Origin of the sequence: Paenibacillus suaedae (genome assembly GCF_032337355.1) — a bacterium.
GTDB classification, from domain to species: domain Bacteria; phylum Bacillota; class Bacilli; order Paenibacillales; family Paenibacillaceae; genus Paenibacillus_B; species Paenibacillus_B suaedae.
This window is the reverse complement of sequence record NZ_JAVYAA010000001.1, coordinates 1592071-1612771: the sequence shown is the minus strand read 5'-3', so window position 1 is coordinate 1612771 and position 20701 is coordinate 1592071. Positions and strand designations below refer to the sequence as shown.

Here is a 20701-nt window from a genome sequence, read left to right as displayed (position 1 = left end):
TCCGTTCTTCGACCCTTGTACAGAGCAGCTTCACAGCTATCCTGCACACAAGTCAATGAACAGTGGTCAGTAATCTAATACCAGGTACTAAGACTAGAGTCTAAAAACTATTATACTCTGAACATCCCCAAAAGAAAACGTCAGACTACTCTCATGCACTTATAGATTCAACGCATGACCATCAACAGCAAGCATTGCCTCGCCCATAATCTCGCTTAATGAAGGATGCGGATGAATAACTTCGCCTACTTCCCATGGTGTTGCATCAAGCCATTGTGCAACTGCTGCCTCGCCTATCAGTTCCGTAGCATGAGGCCCGACAATGTGAACCCCAAGTAAATCATTGGTATCCGCATTTGCAATTATTTTCACGAATCCTGTCGTATCACCCTGCACAATTGCCTTGCCTATTGCTTGAAACGGAACTTTGCTCGTCTTAATCGAATATCCCGCTTCAACTGCTTCCTTCTCCGTCCAACCGATGGATGCTGTTTCTGGCGCTGTATAGATGCAGCGAGGTATACGACGGGAATCGATCCCCGAATCTGCCTCGCCACATATGTGGCGAACTGCAAGTATACCTTCTGCAGATGCTGCATGAGCAAGCTGTAATCCCCCAACAACATCGCCAATCGCGTATATATGAGACTCATTTGTTTGCATAAATTCGTTAACGATAATTCGACCATTGCCGAATTCAATGCCCGCATTTTCCAGCCCAATGTTCTCGATATTGGCCTGTCTTCCAATACATACGAGCAGCTTGTCTGCATTTATGTCTATCGCTTGTCCGTTCGAGACAATCTCGAGCTTCACTTCTCCTGTGTCCGGATCTATCTGAACCTTCTCCGGTTCAACAATTGCTTGTGTATGTATTCGTGCACCACGCTTCACCAATTGACGCTGAAGTTCGGTTGAGACGTCCTTATCTTCCTGCGGAACAAGATGAGCAGCAGACTCAATAACATTCACTTCAACACCGAAGTCTGTCAGCATGGATGCCCATTCTACCCCAATGACTCCGCCTCCTAGAATCGCCACTCGCTTCGGCAGCTCTGTCCATTCTAGCGCCTCATCCGTCGTAACAACAGAAGGATGATCTACTGGAAGTCCCGGCAATATGCGCGGACGTGATCCTGTTGCAATGATGACATGGTTCGGTACGATCGTAATCGCTTCTCCCTCATCACATTCTACGGCGACTGAGCCGCTTCTCGGTGAAAAGATGGAAGGGCCCATAATCCGTCCCACTCCATGAATGACTTCAATTTTGTGCTTCTTCATCAGAAATTGCACACCTTTATGAAGCTGGTCTACAACCTTCTGCTTGCGAGCCTGAACCCGATCAAAGCGCAGCTTCCGTCCCTCAATCTCGATGCCGAAGAATTCGGCTTCTCCAGCCTGACGGTATATTTCAGCACTCCGAAGCAGAGCCTTGCTTGGGATGCAACCTCGATGCAAGCATGTTCCCCCCAGCTTCTCACGCTCAATGACAACGACTGACTTGCCAGCCTGGGCTGCTGCAATTGCAGCGATATAACCTCCAGTTCCTCCACCCAGAATCGCAACATCTACTTGTTTCGTCATACAAGCAACTCTCCTTTCGCGTTCATTTCCGATGGTTCTATTGTACTCCCTTTTCTTTGCGCAGCAAACATGACAACTGTCATCCTATTGGTTCTAAAGGAGAGGAAACATTAGACAAGAATGCGCAATCAAGGTAATATGAAGCTAACTTACATAACGTGAGCAGGTGAAGATCATAATGAAGCAAACACATGTTATCACTCGATTTATTGCGGTTCTGCTTCTGGTTATTCCAGGCGTAACCGCGACAAGCGGATTTCTGCTTATGAAAAATGCTGTGTTCGATTATGTGGTCGACCATGGCAATGATAAGCTGTCTGCTCCCGCATTCCAATGGCTGCCCTTCACCGCTGGTCTGCTTCTGTTCATTATTGGCGTGGGCTTCATAGGGGGATGGATATTTTATCGCGACCGCAAGCGTAACTACGTAGCGGCACGTTTCCGTGCAAAAAAAAGCCCCAAGCCACAATCCTTCCGTCCTAGTGCGGATGGCTCAGTAGAAGGCAAAGAGTAAGCCACGATAAGAATTGTTGCTGGCGCATTAGGAGTAACCTTCTGGTCAAACAACGAATGATATTGTTCTATACTGCATTTATTACCAATTTACGCTCGCATCTCGATTTAAATGAACGAAATTCCAAGAAGAAGGGCCTCTATGATCACAATGTTGTGATGATTAGAGGCTCTTCTTATTTGTAATTATTCTTCTTTCTTCGCCAGCTTCTCCTTCAGACGAGCCAGCTCTTGATCAACCAAGTCGCGAGCATTATTCGAACGTGCTGACCCTGTTGACTGCGGAGCCTGCATAACCTGATTTTCAGGTTTCTCATCTGAATGCACTTCATGACTGGATGGTACTGAGGTTGTCACGTCATCAACAACCAGCTCTTTGTTCAGGATGTCATCGTAGTTTGGTTTAGATGTGATTTCAGGCTCATTACCAACTGATTCATCCTGCGCAGAAGGAGCATAATGTTCATCTTCCATCTCTCGCCTCATTCGTTCTGGGATGGTAATCACATTACGAGTTCGGCTTATTTTTTCGTAAAATAGACGCTTATCTTTCTTGAACAGATGCAGCATGAGGTGCAGGAAGAGTAAACCGTTGAAACCAAGCCACGCAATCACTACCAATATCATAACCAGCGAATCCATAGCCTCGTTGAACTTCAATACATATCCAAGTACGTAATTGATGCCACCCACACCGAAATACAATATACCGTATCGCTTCAGCAAACCGACAAATGTAATTCTGCAAAGGGAACCCTCTGTATCGTCCTGAACCAAGTGGATACGTGTTACCCATTTGCCGAAGGTTTTCCCATCCGTAAACGTTGGTATGAGTATAAAATAAACGAAAACACCTGCTGCCAAATACAAGAAATTGAATTCACTCAGCTCGAAATTGCTATAGTTGTCTCCATATGCAATCGTACGGTATACAATGTATATGCAACCCATGATAATCGATAGCAATGTCATATCCAGCCACACCGCGATTCCTCTGCGAATGAATCCAACAGGCTTCTTGCTCAGATCGACATGATCATCCAGCTGGTGTGAACGCGGCAGGAAGTATGTAAATACTGGTGCCAGTAAAAATCCGATACAGCCCCCTGCAGTATTCAAAATCAAGTCATCTACATCAAACAACCGATATGGACAATCGTAGAACCCATACAAGCCTGTTCGTTGCGTAATCTCAAAAAATAATGAGACAAGAAATGCAATAACCGTCGTCTGCAAGAACGATCGTTGGAAATAGTAGCGCATATATACGCCAAGCGGCAGCGTCAATACCACATTGAATGCGGCCTGGAAAAAGGCCCTTTCCTTCAGCAGCTGTACATAGGTCGTTGGATGCGACCATTCAACATTAGACTCCTTCATAATATCGCGAACGAATTGGAATGGGCGCAGCTGCTCAAATACTGCACCTGCCCGATCCACACAATTGTGCACATTTTGTGGCAGCGGCAATATCACCAAATAATAAGCAGAAATGAAATAGAGCAGCATGGAATAAAGCACCAAAGCGCGAACCTTATTGACATACCCGTATTTGCGATATTGCACGATTAAAAAAGGAAGCGTCAAGAGTAATGCCGCTATCGGGAACGTAAGAAAAGCAAATTTAATTGGAAATAGATACGCGTTCATCTGTAACCCTCTTTATCACTATAGTCGCATTCGTAACTTTATCGATTAGACGATCAAAAGTCAACGAAATACACTGTATTTGCCACATTACATTTTTGTAAGCCAGTATTCTGGATGATTTACTGCCAGATTAGGCCGAACTGTTGGAACCTTTCCCCCTCATCCTGATTACAATAATCATGATAAAATACCGTGTGACCAAGGAGAATGAGCATGACCGATGAAGATGACAATAAACGACTGATACTTCTCATTGTGGTCATAGTTCTGTTCGTTGCCTATGCGTTTGGGATCATTCAAGGAACGGGGGCAGCACCAGCAGAGACAATTGGAGAGTAATCTGATAAGAGGGTGAGTGGCTGTGTCCTTTTCAAAAAATAATAATAAAAAATCAAGTGGAAATGGAAACGGAAACTCTAAAAATAATAATAAGAAAAAAGCCAACTGCCCTAAACTAAGCATTGACCAAATTGCAGTTATTGCTGCATTATTAACCAATTCTCTGCAGGTTCAATCTGTTCTTGTCGACCGCGATCAAGCCGTTGAGGTCTTGCTGGTCGGCTCTCTTCGCAAGAAAACCCAAATGGATAACCTGCTTAATCAAATAAGCGAGCTGTCTGTTGGTGATTTCCTAGAAAGTTTAAAACGATTTGGTGAATAGGGCTGTATTTCGCATTCGTAAACGTGGACAAGTCGGGGGTTAAAGGAATGGATGTTGCCTTTACTCGATCTGTAACAATAAGAAAAGAGGGTTAGAGAAAATATAATTCTCTAACCCTCTCCTATCATAGTAGTTAATCTCTGGTCAAAATTAACTTCTTATCACTCTACCCAGGAACCGCTTTACCGGTCCATATGGCGTATCAAGCATTTCATAGAAGCTGACCGTGACAGGATAACTCAAGCCAAGCATATCAATGTTCTCAAAAATGATGTTCTGTTCTCCTTCCCTCAAGAGTGGCTCCTCAACAAGTGAGAACAGCTTGGATCCAAGCATCCGTCCGCTATGATCGGTTAGCTCCAGTTTGATTTTCGATAAGTTCGGCTCACTCATTACCTGCTTCGCCCGAATAATATTCAGTTTCAGTCTTAAGGCATACGAAGACGATTGAACCATGTCAGCTCCGCCCCGCAACCAGCTTCCGCCCCAATCATTAATTTTCAATTGGAATGGATACATATCAAACAGCAAGTCTCCAGTATTATCGTAACTCGTCTTGAAACGGAACGTATCCACAATGAAAGGATAGGTTTGTTCTTCTCGGTTGTCGACAACATGCAGCAGTAACTCCGGTTCCTTCGAGCCATCAGGGATCACGAACATGTGAGATTCAACTACAGCAGCGCTTGGAAGCAGTGATTTCTTATCCGTCTTGGCACCAAGTCGTTCCCCTCCAAATCGAGATCCATCCTTATCTTCCAGTTCGAATTGATAGGATGGGATCGTGATTGAGGAACTGCTCTTATTCTCGAATTTGAAACGGAGAAGAAGTGCTCTGAATCCTGCTTCCTTGTTCTCTAACAGCGTCTCTTCTTCCATTGAGACATTCAAGCCCTCTGGAAATAAATCCGTACTATCGCTGAAATTCAGCTTATCCCGCAGCTTATAATCGGTCGGTACAACCTGACTCGTTCCTCGATTCGGAATGTTAATATATAATCGCCCTACTTGATAGGTTGCAGCCTTGGTCGGATCGGCCGCTCCAGGAGGCAGAAACGATTCCGAGGTTAATAGCTTCAATCCTGTCAGCACCGTATTCGCACCTGTCTCTACAGCGTATCGCAGCGTTGCGCCCTCACCCGGCATGAGCGATTCAGGAGCCTTGCCCAGTTTTGTAGACTGATACAGATCGTTGTTCGACCATGCCGTCAATTTGATGTCTGGGACATTCTCGCGTATATTGTTCCTGTTTACGACACGGAAAGTGACCACATGAACCGTCTCCAGCTTTTGTTTGAACCGCTCGGCCACTTGCGCTGGCTTGCCTGAACTCTTCATGATGCTTACAGGCGTATACGTAAGCATTGATGAATCCGACAATGCTTGCAGTTGGAAGGATTGCCCCCATTCCTTAATCAAGGCGGGATCGGTAATTGGAGTATAGTCATTTTCCCATGCTGGCTGCACGACATCCATCACCGCAACGACTGTTTCCTTTTTCGGATATACCTCTCGATTAACTTCCTTCCAAATAAATCGTACAGGAGCCGCCATGTCATCTTCGACGACATGACTCATTAACCTCCACTCCACCACTTCGCCCTGAGACAGAACGCGAGCACTGTTCTCGCTAGATATCATCGCATATTCCTTTTTGTTATCCATCAGTACATATAATTCATAATCAGGAAGACGGAGCTTTTTGCTAGAATTATTTTTGATTTTCATGGTGGCAGCAACTTGTTTCCCTTTGTCCGTTACGCTATTGATCACATTGGTTAGGTCAATCTGTAATCCAAACCTATTCTTCCAGTAGTCCTGAGCCTTCGGTATCTGCTTCTGAACTGGCTTCGCTTTCGCTGCGCTGGCAGGATGCGTAGTTTGATTAGCAGTATTAGCTGACTTGCTCCCATCTGTGGCAGCAGCGAGCGCCTCTGTCGGAAGAGTCCCAATGATTATTCCGCACAGAGCGGCAAAAGCCACGACCTGAATTGTTTTCTGTTTCAAATCTTGTCAACTCCTCTACTTCGCAAGCCGCACCTGTTGTTTGTCCTTCAGTTGGTGCTGGCCTGAGATAATAATGGATTCTCCATCCTGCAATCCTTCAATTACCGGATATATCGCATCCTCCAACGTGCCAAGTGTGACAGAGCGCTTAATCGCCGTACCATTTTGATAGATGAACACAAATGCAGAGCCTTGTTCACGTACGACAGCAGTTGCTGGTACGACAGGAACCTTGCGTTCATTCTCCCCAGCAAGAATGACCTGAACCTTCATCCCCGCCTTTAATTCAAGCTTGGCATTATCCACTAACAGCTCCACAGCATACGTACGTGTGTCCATATCCATAACTGCGGATAAATAGGTAATAGAGCCCTCATACTTTTTTTCTGGCTTGCCAGACACATAGAAAGGCAACTTCTTCTTACCATGAAGCAGAGAAAGCATGTCTTCGGTCACTTTCCCCTGTACGCGAACGGTGTGGACATTGGCAACGCGTCCGATCTTCGTGCCTGGAGCCACATTCATTCCAGCAAGCACAGTCCATTCTGTCAAGACGCCATCGGTAGGAGCCTTGATTTCAGCTTCTGCAATCGCAAATTGCGCCTCTTTCAATTGAAACTCTGCTGCCGAGATTTGATCCTCTGCACCTACATCCTCTGCAAGTCTTTCCGCTGTATCCAGCTTCATTTTCAACACTTGCAAATCAAACTTTGTATTTTTAAGTTGCAGCTCAGACTGTTCTACAGAAGCTTTTTCTACAGTGCCTTCATCGTAGCCGTTTTTAAGCTTATTCAACGCCTTTGTTTGCTCTTCGATTTGCTCTTCCATCTTCGTTATGGACATTCGCGTTTCCGAATTGTTCACACGTTTCGTCTCATGTGAAGTTTCCAGCAGTTTATTGGCATTCTGCAACGCCTGCTCTGCTCGCTGCTTTTGAGAAAGAATACGCGACACATCCGTCCGAGCGATCACTTCTCCGCGCTTCACACGATCTCCGCGCTTCTTCTCCACTGCCACAATTTCTCCGCTACCCTTAGCTACGATGTCTATCGTCACTGACGGCGCAATATCAGCGACGATCTCAGGTGCGGCCCCCATGATCTGTTTGGTCACAACGGTCGTCTTAACCTCTGCAACTGTAGATTGCGAATGTTGTTCGCTTGTCGCTTCGGGACCATTCACTTGATCCGACGCAGAGCACCCAGCCACTCCCACAGCCGCTCCCGCAAGCATCAACATAAGCAGTATTTTCATGCTTCGTAAATGGGATTGATTCATGATGAGGTCTCCTTCCCTTCTGTTAGCGGCGCTGCTCCATTCCCTTGTTGATCAAGAAACTGGTTCTTGTTTCTTTTACGCCGAGCTATCATATCATACATAATTGGAACAACCACAAGCGTTAATAATGTGGATACCGTCAAGCCGCCAATTACAACAACCGCCAATCCGCGGGATATAAGCGTACCGTGGCCGAATCCAAATGCAAGTGGAAGCAGCGCCATAATGGTTGCTCCTGCCGTCATGATGATAGGCCGCAAACGGGATATACCCGCTTCTATCAACGCACTCCTTACATCCTGTCCGGCTTCTCGCAGCTGCTGCGCCTTATCGATATACACAATGGCATTCGTCACTACAATGCCGATCAACATCATGAAACCGATTAAGGAGGTAATATTAATCGATTCATTCGTAACAATCAAACCAAGCACACCGCCTATAGCTGCAAACGGCAGGGAAAACATAATCGCAAATGGAGCAGTCGCATTGCCGAACGTAAGTACCATAATCAAGTACACGACAAACACTGCCGCAGCCATTGCTATGAATAACTGTCCAAAGCTGTCTCCAATATCTGCACTTATGCCCGACACGGATCGTCCAACCCCGTCTGGCAGCTGGATCAGATCTAAGGAGGCTGCTACTTGTGCACTAATGCCGCCTTTGTTCTGTCCATTTAATTTCGCCGTAACATTGATGACCTGTTTCTGATTGTCTCGCTTAATGGAAGCTGGGGACTTCACTCGTTTAATCGTAGCGATATCCGCAACTGAAATGGTTTCCTGAGTCGGTGTTCTCAGTTGAATCTGTCCAACCGCGCTCAGATCACCACTCAACCCCTTCTCCGTCTCTACTACCGTGGACAACAGACCTTCTTGGTACCGATACTCGCCAATCTTATCTTGGAACAGCCACGTCTGCAGTGTGCCCTGGACGATAGCAGGTGTTAGTCCGAATTGTCTCGCTTTCCGCGGATCGACATCGATCACCACTTCAGAGGAAGCTTCGCTTAACGAATCTTTGATCTCCGACAACTCAGGGAATTTGATCATTTCTTGCTTGATAATTGCCGCTGCCTCTCTTAGCTGAACTGCATCTTCACCAGACAACACATATACAAAATCCGGCGCTGCACTGGTGTCCCCTGTCAATGTCCGTGTATCCAGCTCCGATCCAGCGGGAATATATGCTTCCAGCTTGGCTTTATATTCACGTCTTACTTGCTCCACATTAGCCTCTTCATTTACTTCCGTATAGATTTGGGCCATGTATGGCATCGCATTCGGATCGCCTGCGTACCCGACCAGCGTCTCAATGAACGTGAACAGCGGCTTATTCTGTGCGTCTTTAGCAGCGCGAAGCTCCGCTTCCATCTCCTTCATCACATTATCTGTCGCCTTCAAGGAATTCTCATAAGGAAGCTTAATGGTGAAGAAGAACTGACGCGGCGGTGTCCCTTCTGGCATTAAGGTAAAGGCAAGCTGTGGGACAAGCGCAACCATTGTGACGATAAACAACAGAATTGAGATGAACAATGTCTTGATCCGATGATTGAGGGACCACACTAAGAGCTTGCGATAGCCGGTCGTAATTCTGGATGGCTTGTGCTCTCCAGCATCATGTCCCTTCACATTAGCCTGCTTCAGTACGAGCAGCTTCGCCAGCATCGGGATAACAGTCAGGGCCACAAGCAGTGATGCCATCAAAGCACAGGCCAATGTAATTGCGAAAGGACGGAACAGCTGCCCCGCTGCTCCACTGATCATGCCGATCGGTGCAAATACGCCCACTGTTGTTAACGTAGATGACGTAATTGCATTGGCTACTTCCTTCGTCGCCAGCGCGATAACGGATTCATTCCGTTCCTCAGCCCGATACAGCTTGGCATATATATTCTCAATGACGACAATACTGTCGTCGACCACACGGCCTATCGCAATAAACATGCCGCCGAGCGTCATAATATTAAGGGAGATATCCATCCATTTCATCAGCAATAGGGCAATAAGCACGGAGAGTGGAATGGATATGAGCACGATTAAGGTCATTCGCATATTTCTCAGAAAAACCAGAATCATGAGAGAGGCAAGCAGTGCACCAACTAATCCCTCCCGGACAAGCCCGCCAATGGATTGCTTCACTTCGTCAGCATAATTGTAGACCTTCTTGAAGGTTACACCTGCAAGTTCTGATTCCCACTTGCTCATCAAACGATCGGCACCTGTAGAGAATTCAACCGCGTTAGCTCCGTTCGCCTTATATAGCAAAATACCGATAGCCGGCTGATCATCCAGCCTCGCGATGAACTTGGATTCCGAGATCTCAGTGATCTTCCCGAGCTCCGTCAATCGGATCGTATCCCCCTGAGGAGATTGCACAGCAATTTCCTCTAGTTGCTTGACACTAGTTAATCCGTTGTTCATGCGGGCAAGCAGCGTATTCCCCTCCAATTCCACTGTTCCTGCCGGACCTGATGCCAAAGCGTTGCGGACGGCTTCTGATACCTGAGCAGGCGTTAACCCATAGGAACGAAGCCTATCTGGAAGGAGTCCTATGCTCAGATGTGTACTTCGATCACCGATCACGTCCATATGATCCAAGCCTCGTAATGCTTGAAATCCCGGCTTAATCGTCTTGGTGAAATGCTCCTCTAATTGAGATTGCGTTACCCCCTCTTTTCCATATACCGCTAAATAGTAGGAAGGGATGGAGGCTACCCCAAATGTGGATACACGCGGTCGTTCTACACCCGATGGGAACGCTATTTCTTGGATCAAGCTTTCTATATCCGCCTTCTTCCGATCAGTATCCACCCCTTCTTCAAACCTGATAAGAATGGACGCTGTTTGGTCACTGGATGTGGAAGATATCGACTTGATTCTTTCCATGCCGGAGAGCTTCTTCTCAATCGGTTTCGTAACCTGTTCCACTACGTCCTGAGGGGGTGCTGCATATTGTGCAGTCACCAATACATACGGGATGGAAACGTCTGGCATGTTGTCTATTTTCAAGCCCGTCGACGCATAGATACCTCCCCCGAACAGCATTGCTACGATAATGAACACCGCAGCCACATTCTTCATTGAAAATCGAATCAACGAATTCATAATGTGTGTCTCTTCCTCCTCCTTAACGTCTCCGCGTCCCCTTGCGATAGCTTGAGATATACGCTAACAAGGAAATATGAACGGAGTATGAACTCAGGAACATTTTTACAATAATGTTCTGCAAATTTGTGGATACAAAAAAACCATAACCGCGGTTTTCCTTTGGCTATGGTCCCATTCGTTCTCTTATATATAAATTTCATGATTGCAATTCCTTACATCGCATTAGGCGATCGCAGTCTAATCGTCACCGTCGTTCCTTCCCCAGTACGGCTCGCAATTGTGACTGTCCCTTGATGGAGCGCTATGACTTTATTGACAATTGCCAGTCCCAAACCACTTCCATTTCCATCTCTACGCCTTGACCGATCAACTTTATAAAACCGCTCAAATACCCGAGTTAGCTCTTGATCAGGGATACCTATTCCGGTATCGGTAATCGTCACTTGCGTCCACCCTGTCGGCTGGTTCGTTAACGAAATGGTAATTGTCCCATTGTTCGGCGTAAACTTCATGCTGTTGCCGATTATATTCATCCAAACATGGCTAAGCAGATCTTCGTCCGCGACAATCGTTATAGGAGTCAACTGCAAATCCATATGCAGCGTCTTGTCTTTCCATTGCGGCTCGCAGGCTACTACAATTCTCCGAAGCTGCTCATCGAGCGCGTAAGCTCTCATGTTCATCGGATGATGATCCGACTCCAGAGAGGCCAGCTGGAGCAGGTTATCGCTTACCCGAGATAATCGCTCACTTTCCGTTAAAATAATGTGCAGATATCTCTCCCGCTGCTGTTCCGGAATGACATTCGATTTTAGAGCTTTAGTGAATCCTATGATTGAGGTTAGAGGGGACTGGATTTCATGCGATACATTGGAGACGAAATCCTGCCTCATCTGCTCAAGCTGGTTCAGCTCTTTAGCCATTTGATTGAAGCTATTCGCCAGCTCGCCAATCTCATCTCTTCTCCTCATGCGCAGCTCTGCCGAGAAATCCCCTTTTGCCATCTTCCTCGTAGCTGCAGTCATTCGCTTAACCGGCAATACAACAAATCGGGCAGCGATCAGGAAACATAAGCTGCCAACAACAAGCACGACGACGAGAACCATTGTAATAAATCGGCCGATTACATCCAAACCGCTAATCGACATTTGCAAAAATAAAGCCTGACGCTCGTTACCGATCTGTATAGGGATCCCGATAATCGGCTCTTGTTCATCATTGTCCGCAATTGCACGAATCCGCTCCCCTTCCAGCACCTTCTTCAGCTGTTCTGCCTTAATGGGGTAACCTGCCCGTTCTTTCGCATTGTGGTGAATAACAGTGTCTCCATCACTATTCAATATCCGAACCTCATACATCGTAAGTGCCTTCAACGACATCACGTAATCCTTAAATTGAGATGCTGACATCGATGTACGCAGACGAGCCAAGTCATCACCAAGATTCATCAATTGACGGTACGACACTTCTTCCATTTCCTTCTGAAACAACAACCCCGACACAGAAAAGGCGGCAATAATGCCGATAATAATTGCTAATATGAACGTAAGCACCACTTGAACGTACAGGGTCTTAATCATGACATACCTCAATTCGATATCCGAGGCTGCGAGCAGTCACAATATTAAAGATCTCCGAGTAGTTGGAAAATCGTTCACGGAGCCGCTTAATATGTACGTCAACGGTTCGGTCGTCCCCTGTATAGTCCATCCCCCATATATCCTGTATGAGCTGTTCCCTCGTTAAGATCTGCCCAGGGCAACTCGCAAGCTTAAACAAGAGTTCAAATTCCTTCAGTGGCAGTGTAATGACAGAGTCGTCATCCTCCATCATTACTTTATAACTGCTTCGATCCAAACGCAGCGGGCCAAGCTGCACAACCTGCGAGAATGCAATTCGGTAACGCCGAAGCAGTGCTTTGACGCGCATCACCAGCTCCACTGGATCGAATGGCTTCGTTATATAATCGTCCGTTCCCAATTGGAATCCTCTTACCTTCTGCCCGGGCTCCCCTTTGGCTGTAGCCATAAGGATAGGCAAATCAGGATGTGAACGGCGCAGCTCCTCGCACAGCTCCCACCCATCCATATTCGGCATCATTATATCTAAAATGACAAGATCGACTCGCTCCGCATCCATGTACCGTAGCGCCTCCACCCCATCCCGTGCTTCAATAACGTGAAATCCTTCTGCTCGGAGATATAATCCTATCAGTTCCACTATATTTTCATCGTCGTCTGCGACCAATATCGTTCTCATGTGCAGGGTTTCTCCTTTGGTTTGGAACATTTTTCAATAAGTTAATTGTAATATATCACCATCCCATCTTCCATCATTACCTTAAAATCTATCAAAAAAAATAAGCGTCTCCCTGTACGGTCGACACTTATTCTCTCTTACGATTGTGCTTTATTGTAAATTATAATGATTTTTTTATTTCAATATGACTTTATGTATTTTAAACTAACCAATTAATTTCTTCTTTTGGGCATCGAATTCCTCTTGACTTATAACGCCCTCATCCTTCAATTGAGAAAGCTTGCGAAGCTCATCAGCCACTAATACTGTAGACGTTGGCTCTATTACAGTTGTAGTCCCTGTCGACTTTACGGTCTCATTTGGCTTAACGGAGTCTAATCCACGTTTCATTAACACATTAATTAGCTGATGACATTGATATGCCTCTTCAAAAGCCCTTTTATATTCAGATTCATTCTCAAGAAGCCCATAACCATCGTTAAGAAATTTAATTTTATACACGGGTTGATACATATCATCTACTATGATGCTCAACTCAATTTTTTTGATACGTCTATTACATCTATAGCCTAGTAAAGAGTGTCCCCCTCCATTATCATGACCACAGTGATCTCTATGCATCGTTGAGATATTGTTCTCATCAAGAAGCAATTCAGACTTTACGATATCTCGGTAGTTGTATATTTGAGGTCTAAAACTGTTTTTATGGCAGAAGCATATTTGTTGTTGTTTTTCATCAACGAGTAATGACATTTCTGCGCCCACCGATTCGAAATGATGAGAAGCTTTAAATTCAGGTGCCCGATTTAATACTGTAGTTGTAATAGTGCGATTATTATCGATTTCCGCTGCTTCAAGCTGCCTCCATTTAAATCTGCTAAAAATAGGTATTAGCACAGAAGCAAAAGTTATTACATAAAAAGAAAAAGGAACATCATGATGATTACCGAAAAAAAGCAATAATAGACAAACTATTGATATTGGCAATGTGAAGATGAAAGTAAATTTAAGTAAACCGACCAAGACTCTCTCCCCTTCTTACAATCTCTATGCTGATATTTGATTTTAATACTATTGCATGTTATGCATCAACATTCAATGATAATCAAGGTAAATCTAACAAAATAAGGGGGTTTCGGAGAAAATAATGAATCATCTTCGATCTAATTTTACTATATTATGTTTATTCCCCATATAATAGATGATATAACAAGAATAAATAAGCGCCATCCGATTAGGATCGACGCTTATTTATTGATAGTGCTCCGCTATTTATTTTGATGTTTACCGTTAAATACAACGAAAAAATAAAATCTCGCCGCAAAATCCACAGCAATGATTCCTAAGAAACCTTATGCTCGATTCTCAGCTTATCAGCGACCATCGCGATGAACTCGGAGTTAGTTGGCTTCGACTTACTGATGTTGATTGTGTAGCCAAATAGACGGCTAATGCTGTCGATGTTGCCGCGAGTCCATGCAACTTCAATCGCATGGCGGATCGCGCGCTCAACGCGGCTGGGTGTCGTTTTGTACTTCTCCGCGATCGCTGGATACAGCGTTTTCGTGATGGAGCCCAAAATTTCGATATTGTTGTACACCATCGTGATTGCTTCGCGCAAGTACTGGTACCCCTTAATATGCGCAGGAACACCGATTTCATGTATGATAGACGTGATATTCGCGTCTAAGTTTTTGGATTTGCCAAGCGGTACGACATTCGACTTCGATACAGATGATGTCATTAAGTTACTAGCAGATCCTCCAGTTACCGAAGCATTGGATGCAACACCTGCCAGCTGTCTAATACGATTCGCCAAAATGTCCATATCGAAAGGCTTCAATATGTAATAGGATGCGCCAAGTTGAACCGCACGTTGCGTAATGCTCTCTTGGCCGAAGGCTGTGAGCATAATGATCTTCGGTTGCGGGGACAAGTCCATATTGCGCAAGCGCTCAAGTACACCCAAACCATCCAAATGAGGCATAATAATATCGAGAATGAGCACGTCAGGCACCGCTCTCGTCTGCTCAAGGAATTGGAGCACCTCTTCGCCATTATAGGCAACACCAGTAACGACCATGTCGTCTTGTTCGGATAAGAAATCAGCCAACAAATTTGTAAATTCTCTGTTGTCGTCCGCTAACAATATTTCGATCTTTTGCAACTTGGGATCCTCCCTTGTCAAAGTTTCGCACACGATAGTAACCGGTTTGGTGTTTATCGCTTCCAGATCATGTTATTCGACATCAAAGATGAAATTCCTTCTGTCGAAAACTTTTTTTCTTTATTTTTTAAAATTTTTCTATTATAATTAATGATTTGTCCAACGATCCAACAGATTTCGTATTCATTCGTATCGATTCGACATATCCTGAAGATTGATGCGATCGTCGTGATGTAAAAGAAAAAGAAGGATCACGTTGAACGTGAACCTTCCCTTGTTCATTCATTGACTGAGGCGAAGCCAGGACAACACCAGCATCCTGCAGCATCCATTCGATAAAGCATCCATAGCCTGAGCTTGGATCATTGACGAACACATGCGTAACTGCACCAATCAATTTGCCATCTTGAATAATCGGACTGCCGCTCATCCCTTGCACAATGCCTCCGGTTTTTTGCAGCAGCCGCGGATCTGTTATGCGGATAACCATCCCTTTGGTTGCAGGTGCTGATTGCTTCGTAACATGGACGACTTCAATCTTGTATCGTTCCACTTGTTGACCATTCACCACGGTCAGCATTTCGGCAGGTCCCACCTTAACCTCTTCGCGGAATGCAACAGGAATCGGTTCTTTATATACACTATGTTCTGGATTCGATACCATCTTACCAAAAATGCCAAATGGCGTATTACGTTCAATATTGCCTAAAACACGGCTTTCCTTCACAAATTGAGCACGTTTTTCACCTGGTTCTCCATTTTGACTTTTCGAAATGGAAGTTACATGGGACTGGACAATTTCACCTTGCCCCACCACGATCGGAGTCTGCGTGTCCATATCCGTAATGATATGTCCAAGCGCCCCATACACTCCTTGGTCTGGAGCATAGAACGTCAAAGTTCCTACTCCGGCTGCTGAATCTCGGATGTACAAGCCTAGCCGCCACGTTTTGTCCTCCTGATCGTACGCGGGGGTCAACTGAGCTTTCACTTCAGTATCGCCGCGCCGAATTACAAGATCAAGTGGACGTTTGTTCTCGCCAGCCTGCTTCACGATATCCGCAACCTTGCTTACATCATTCAATCGATTTCCGTTCATACTCGTAATGAGATCACCAAGGCGAACACCTGCTTCTTCACCTGGAGATACTTTGCGTTCTCCCTCAACCTTCACAAGATGATGGCCGACAACAAGGATGCCTGCTGATTTGACTTTGACGCCAATCGTTTGGCCTCCGGGAATGACACGCAAATTCGGAACTACATTCACTTTCAATGTCTTGAGTGGAATGCCTCCGAACAGCTTCAATTTCAGCTCTGCTTGACCTGATTGGGCTGACTGTAATGAAATTGGACGATTCGGTGATAATTGGAATGTAGGTCGATTCTCGCCGTTCACACGCAAAATATCCGGTCGATCTACCGTCGCTGAAGCCTGAACAGGCATCACGAGATCAAGCTTCGTTTGCTGTCCTTCAAATAACCTCAGTTGATTCGGCAGCGCCGCATACGTGCGAAAGGTTGCTGTTGTAGTGCTTAAGCATACAAGAATGACGAGCATTAGGCCAAGCAGTCGTTTGACGTTGGGGTTCAAAGGTGGTCACACTCCTTTGTTAGACGGAAGCTTGACGAAAAGAGACGTGCCCATTTCGTAACTTTAAGGTATCCCCGGCCCCTACGTTTTATAAGTGAAAATGATTCCTAAATCCCTTAGAATTACGCACCTTTTTGACGTTCAGCCAATTCAAGCATTTCTTGTGCATGATGCATAGTCGCTTCCGTTACTTCCACCCCGCCTAGCATGCGAGCAAGCTCGATAATACGGCCTTCATCCTCCAATTCATGTACCTGAGTAGAAGTCCGTTCATCTCGAACCTGCTTCTCGATGTAGTATTGGTGGTCAGCCATGCAAGCAACCTGTGGAAGATGAGTAATAGCGAATACTTGTCCACTCCGAGACACTTCAGCAAGCTTCTCAGCAATGGCTTGAGCGGCCCGGCCACTTACGCCAGTATCCACTTCGTCAAATACGAGCACTGGGATTCGATCAACTTCGGCAAAGATTGTCTTCATGGCAAGCATGATACGTGACAGCTCACCGCCAGATGCGATCTTATGGAGCGGACGCAATGGTTCTCCAGGGTTCGGTGAAATAAGGAACTCTGCATCATCCCATCCGTTCTTCGTGAAGCGAACAGATACACCGTCGACCTCATGCCCGCCTTGTCCATCCTGCAATCGATCCAAACGGACATCGAGCCGAGTACGTTCCATATGAAGATGCTGCAGTTCCGCTTCAATTCGCTTCGTCAATTCCAGTGATAACTCTCGGCGAGCATCACTCAGGGCTTGCGCTCGCTTAGCGAGCTTACCCAGACGTTCTTGTGTCTCTGCTTCGAGCTTCAATATGCGTTCATCCTTATGTTCCAGCTTGTCAGCTTCATCTTCAATCTTGGCTAAATATTCAAGCATCTCCTCAACAGTTGAGCCATACTTGCGCTTCAATGAAGTCAGCTGATCCAGTCGATCCTCAATTTGTTCAAGGCGTTCCGGATTGAACTCGATATTCTCACGGTAATCGCGGAGCTGGTAAGCCGCATCTTCCAGTTGATAATACGCATTTTGCATTTGCTCAATTATAGGCTGAAACTTAACTGTGTCGTACATGAGCACATCTTCAAGTTTGGAAATTGCGACACTAACGGAATCCATTGCACCTTGGCCATACAAGCGTTCATAAGATACATTTACATGATCCATAAGCTGCTCCGCATTGGCTAGTTTGCGCTTTTCTTCCGTTAATGATTCATCCTCGCCAATTTTCAACTGTGCATTGCGCAGCTCCTCAATCTGGAACCGGTACAGATCAAGCATCTGGTAGGCTTGTTGACTCGTTTCCTTCAATTGATTCAATTCATGCTGCAGCGCCATGAAGCATCCGTAATCATCACGATATTTCCGCTTAAGTACAGCAACCTCTTCCCCGCCATAAGCATCGAGCCAGTCCAAGTGACGCTCAACCTTGAGCAGGGATTGGTGCTCATGCTGCCCATGAATATTTATGAGCAGCTCACCGATTTCGCGCAGCATCGTCAACGTAACCATTTGACCATTGATCCGGCACATGCTCTTGCCCTGCGCGGTCAATTCCCTGCGAATAATGAGGAGCTCTTCACTGCTTCCCTGAATCCCTAAGCGGGAAAGCGCCTCCCATACCGGATGATCAATGGCAAGATCGAACGAAGCCTCGACTTCCGCGCGATCACAGCCATATCGAACAAAATCTGCTGATCCCCTTGCTCCTCCGATAAGACCTAACGCATCAATAATGATCGACTTGCCCGCGCCCGTTTCCCCCGTTAAGACATGAAATCCACGGTGAAACCGCAGCTGTACCGATTCAATAACCGCCAAATTGCGGATAGATATAGCTACTAGCAAGAAGAACCCCTCCCGGAAGAACACTTATGAAATGTAACTCATCACTTGATCAACAACACTCTGACTCAATTCTTTGGTACGGCAAATGATCAAGATTGTATCATCACCGCATACCGTGCCCATAATTTCAGGCCATTCAATCGAGTCCATCAATACAGCGATCGCATTTGCTGTACCTGGTAGACACTTCATGACTACTAAGTTCTCAGCGCTGTCTACACTGACGAAGTTATCAAGAAGTGACCGCTTTAACTTCTGTGCAGGATTGAAGCGCTGATCGATTGGGAGTGAATATTTATATCGGCCATTGTCCATTGGCACCTTAATGAGATGCAATTCTTTCATATCCCGAGATACAGTTGCTTGAGTAACATGGAACCCTGCATTGCGCAATGAATCCACCAGCTCGTCTTGCGTCTCAATATCGTTATTCATTACGATTTCTCGGATTTTAATATGTCGTTGTCCTTTCATGCATGCCCTCCATACTGTCTACACCATAATTCCATGACTTATTATTTGCTTATTGCGATAACTTTCATATTGCATTGTTCGCTTGCCATTCTTTCATACCTACGCCTAATCTTGCAAGGGTCAAGCTTCTGCTTCCCCAAACTCCATATGAAGCATGCGAATTCGCCGCTCTGCCATATCAACGACAAGCAGCCCATCACATTCAGGATATGCCGCGAAGTAAGCTCCCCAATGTCTGCGAATCGCACTGGCGCTCCAATCGAGCTGCATCCGTTCGCGTACGATACGAACAATATACCATTGTTCGCCCCGTTTGACGACCATATCAATCCACAATTTCGTGGACTCTAGCTCTTCTCCGTTCATCTGAATCTGAATTGGCACAAAATACTTGCCGCCAATGATCTCGTAACCCGCTGACTCAAGCAATGCGACAATCTCATCATCCTGCGGATATCTCTCGGATAAGCACACATTCTCCATCGCTTCAGGTGTTCGCATATAATGTCGTATTGCATATCCAATCCATACAGCCAAACCAATTCCGATCAATCCCATGATCCAACGATCACCCATCGAAATTCACCCCTGGTTCGCAGCCTATGCGCATATAGATTTGATTAGATACGTGCTATGGTGCAAAAGAAACTCATCCGACGGATGCTTGTCCCGGATGAGTTTCTTCTACAGCATGTTCCATTGCCAGCTAGGATCGGAACGTAGTATGTGCCTCCCTCACGATGTCAGCGATCAGATCGCGTGATACATGCGGCACTTCTTCTTCCGTAAGTTCAGGCACATTCCAGTACGCTAGAAATTCAATATTTCCCTCTCCGCCCGTTATTGGAGAGTACGTTAACCCTTCCAATTGGAAACCGATCGAGGCAGCAAAATCAAGAATCTCTCTCAACACCTGCTCATGTGTACTTGCTTCACGAACAATTCCCGATTTGCCAACCTTCTCACGCCCTGCTTCGAATTGAGGCTTAATCAGTGCAACTACCCGTCCAGGCTTAGCCAGCAATCGCGCAAGTGGTGGTAGGATCAGTTTCAAGGAAATAAAAGAAACATCAATAGAAGCTGTATCCGGTACCGGTCCTACTAAATCCCCTGGCTCCGTATATCGGAAATTCGTTCTCTCCATGACGATTACCCGATCATCATTGCGCAAAGACCAGTCAAGCTGGTTGTAGCCGACATCTACCGCATACACCTTCTGTGCACCATTTTGCAATGCGCAATCGGTAAATCCCCCAGTAGATGCTCCAATATCAAGCATTACAGCGTCCTGCATGTTCAATCCGAATTGCTGGATCGCCTTCTCCAGCTTAAGTCCGCCGCGGCTCACATAAGGATGAACCGCTCCCTTCACGGTAATTGCAGCATCACGCGGTACTTTCATGCCAGCCTTTTCAATTCGTTCCGCATTTGCAAGCACAAGGCCTGCCATAATGGCAGCCTTGGCCTTCTCTCTACTCGTATAATACCCCTGCTCGACGAGCAGGACATCAATTCGTTCCTTCGGTATAGACATTCTGTACTCCCGTCTCA

The 20701-nt window shown here is 45.8% G+C and carries 16 protein-coding genes and 1 pseudogene; 3 read left to right on the top strand and 14 right to left on the bottom strand.

Annotation, left to right across the window (positions count from 1 at the left end):
- Positions 1 to 159: 159 nt before the first annotated feature.
- Entirely contained in the window at positions 160 to 1587 is a 1428-nt protein-coding gene (gene lpdA, locus RQP50_RS07130) for a dihydrolipoyl dehydrogenase (RefSeq protein WP_315744274.1), read from the bottom strand.
- Between the two features lie 178 nt (positions 1588 to 1765).
- On the opposite strand from lpdA, the gene RQP50_RS07125 reads away from it, so the two are divergent.
- Complete coding sequence (locus tag RQP50_RS07125) at positions 1766 to 2101, top strand: DUF2627 domain-containing protein (protein WP_072727907.1); 336 nt, start codon at positions 1766 to 1768, stop codon at positions 2099 to 2101.
- A 494-nt stretch (positions 2102 to 2595) separates the two neighbouring features.
- Here the strand turns inward: RQP50_RS07125 and RQP50_RS07120 are convergent.
- A pseudogene (locus tag RQP50_RS07120) lies at positions 2596 to 3750 on the bottom strand (VanZ family protein); the annotation flags it as partial.
- Positions 3751 to 3963: 213 nt separating this feature from the next.
- On the opposite strand from RQP50_RS07120, the gene RQP50_RS07115 reads away from it, so the two are divergent.
- Positions 3964 to 4089: a hypothetical protein gene (locus RQP50_RS07115; protein WP_260612150.1), complete on the top strand. Its 126-nt coding sequence runs from the start codon at positions 3964 to 3966 to the stop codon at positions 4087 to 4089.
- 16 nt (positions 4090 to 4105) lie between these two features.
- Positions 4106 to 4411, top strand: a complete 306-nt coding sequence (locus RQP50_RS07110) for a hypothetical protein (protein WP_315744271.1) — start codon at positions 4106 to 4108, stop codon at positions 4409 to 4411.
- Between the two features lie 150 nt (positions 4412 to 4561).
- On the opposite strand, the gene RQP50_RS07105 is transcribed toward RQP50_RS07110, so the two are convergent.
- The 12 genes from RQP50_RS07105 to RQP50_RS07050 form a co-directional block, all read right to left on the bottom strand.
- Positions 4562 to 6418, bottom strand: coding sequence for a DUF4352 domain-containing protein (locus tag RQP50_RS07105; protein ID WP_072727905.1), 1857 nt, complete (start codon positions 6416 to 6418; stop codon positions 4562 to 4564).
- 15 nt (positions 6419 to 6433) lie between these two features.
- Positions 6434 to 7696, bottom strand: coding sequence for an efflux RND transporter periplasmic adaptor subunit (locus RQP50_RS07100; protein WP_072727904.1), 1263 nt, complete (start codon positions 7694 to 7696; stop codon positions 6434 to 6436).
- Positions 7693 to 10806, bottom strand: a complete 3114-nt coding sequence (locus RQP50_RS07095) for an efflux RND transporter permease subunit (RefSeq protein WP_315744269.1) — start codon at positions 10804 to 10806, stop codon at positions 7693 to 7695. Before RQP50_RS07095 ends, RQP50_RS07100 begins: the two co-directional genes overlap by 4 nt.
- 215 nt (positions 10807 to 11021) lie before the next feature.
- Complete coding sequence (locus tag RQP50_RS07090; RefSeq protein ID WP_072727902.1) at positions 11022 to 12389, bottom strand: sensor histidine kinase; 1368 nt, start codon at positions 12387 to 12389, stop codon at positions 11022 to 11024.
- The gene (locus RQP50_RS07085; RefSeq protein WP_083544929.1) at positions 12382 to 13068 is read right to left on the bottom strand and encodes a response regulator transcription factor; all 687 of its coding nucleotides are present in this window, start codon (positions 13066 to 13068) and stop codon (positions 12382 to 12384) included. Before RQP50_RS07085 ends, RQP50_RS07090 begins: the two co-directional genes overlap by 8 nt.
- Positions 13069 to 13272: 204 nt before the next feature.
- Complete coding sequence (locus RQP50_RS07080) at positions 13273 to 14091, bottom strand: SHOCT domain-containing protein (RefSeq protein ID WP_072727901.1); 819 nt, start codon at positions 14089 to 14091, stop codon at positions 13273 to 13275.
- 319 nt (positions 14092 to 14410) lie between these two features.
- Positions 14411 to 15235, bottom strand: a complete 825-nt coding sequence (spo0A, locus tag RQP50_RS07075; protein WP_021252968.1) for a sporulation transcription factor Spo0A — start codon at positions 15233 to 15235, stop codon at positions 14411 to 14413.
- 127 nt (positions 15236 to 15362) lie between these two features.
- Positions 15363 to 16829: a SpoIVB peptidase gene (spoIVB, locus tag RQP50_RS07070; RefSeq protein ID WP_072727900.1), complete on the bottom strand. Its 1467-nt coding sequence runs from the start codon at positions 16827 to 16829 to the stop codon at positions 15363 to 15365.
- Positions 16830 to 16951: 122 nt separating this feature from the next.
- On the bottom strand, positions 16952 to 18676 hold the full coding sequence (gene recN / locus RQP50_RS07065; RefSeq protein WP_065293214.1) for a DNA repair protein RecN: 1725 nt from the start codon (positions 18674 to 18676) through the stop codon (positions 16952 to 16954).
- Between the two features lie 24 nt (positions 18677 to 18700).
- Complete coding sequence (ahrC, locus tag RQP50_RS07060) at positions 18701 to 19150, bottom strand: transcriptional regulator AhrC/ArgR (protein ID WP_005546729.1); 450 nt, start codon at positions 19148 to 19150, stop codon at positions 18701 to 18703.
- 120 nt (positions 19151 to 19270) lie between these two features.
- Positions 19271 to 19726 carry a hypothetical protein gene (locus tag RQP50_RS07055; RefSeq protein WP_021252971.1) on the bottom strand — a complete coding sequence of 152 codons (456 nt, stop codon included), beginning with the start codon at positions 19724 to 19726 and terminating at the stop codon, positions 19271 to 19273.
- Between the two features lie 130 nt (positions 19727 to 19856).
- A complete protein-coding gene (locus RQP50_RS07050; protein ID WP_065293212.1) occupies positions 19857 to 20684 on the bottom strand; it encodes a TlyA family RNA methyltransferase in 828 nt (275 codons plus the stop codon).
- Positions 20685 to 20701: the final 17 nt, after the last annotated feature.

What these genes read in the sequence shown, in the direction of transcription:
- lpdA (WP_315744274.1), bottom strand. Translation starts at nt 1,587, where the DNA reads ATGACGAAACAAGTAGATGTTGCGATTCTGGGTGGAGGAACTGGAGGT.
- RQP50_RS07100 (WP_072727904.1), bottom strand. Translation starts at nt 7,696, where the DNA reads ATGAATCAATCCCATTTACGAAGCATGAAAATACTGCTTATGTTGATG.
- RQP50_RS07055 (WP_021252971.1), bottom strand. Translation starts at nt 19,726, where the DNA reads ATGGGTGATCGTTGGATCATGGGATTGATCGGAATTGGTTTGGCTGTA.
- RQP50_RS07115 (WP_260612150.1), top strand. Translation starts at nt 3,964, where the DNA reads ATGACCGATGAAGATGACAATAAACGACTGATACTTCTCATTGTGGTC.
- RQP50_RS07090 (WP_072727902.1), bottom strand. Translation starts at nt 12,389, where the DNA reads ATGATTAAGACCCTGTACGTTCAAGTGGTGCTTACGTTCATATTAGCA.
- RQP50_RS07125 (WP_072727907.1), top strand. Translation starts at nt 1,766, where the DNA reads ATGAAGCAAACACATGTTATCACTCGATTTATTGCGGTTCTGCTTCTG.
- ahrC (WP_005546729.1), bottom strand. Translation starts at nt 19,150, where the DNA reads ATGAAAGGACAACGACATATTAAAATCCGAGAAATCGTAATGAATAAC.
- RQP50_RS07095 (WP_315744269.1), bottom strand. Translation starts at nt 10,806, where the DNA reads ATGAATTCGTTGATTCGATTTTCAATGAAGAATGTGGCTGCGGTGTTC.
- RQP50_RS07050 (WP_065293212.1), bottom strand. Translation starts at nt 20,684, where the DNA reads ATGTCTATACCGAAGGAACGAATTGATGTCCTGCTCGTCGAGCAGGGG.
- RQP50_RS07085 (WP_083544929.1), bottom strand. Translation starts at nt 13,068, where the DNA reads ATGAGAACGATATTGGTCGCAGACGACGATGAAAATATAGTGGAACTG.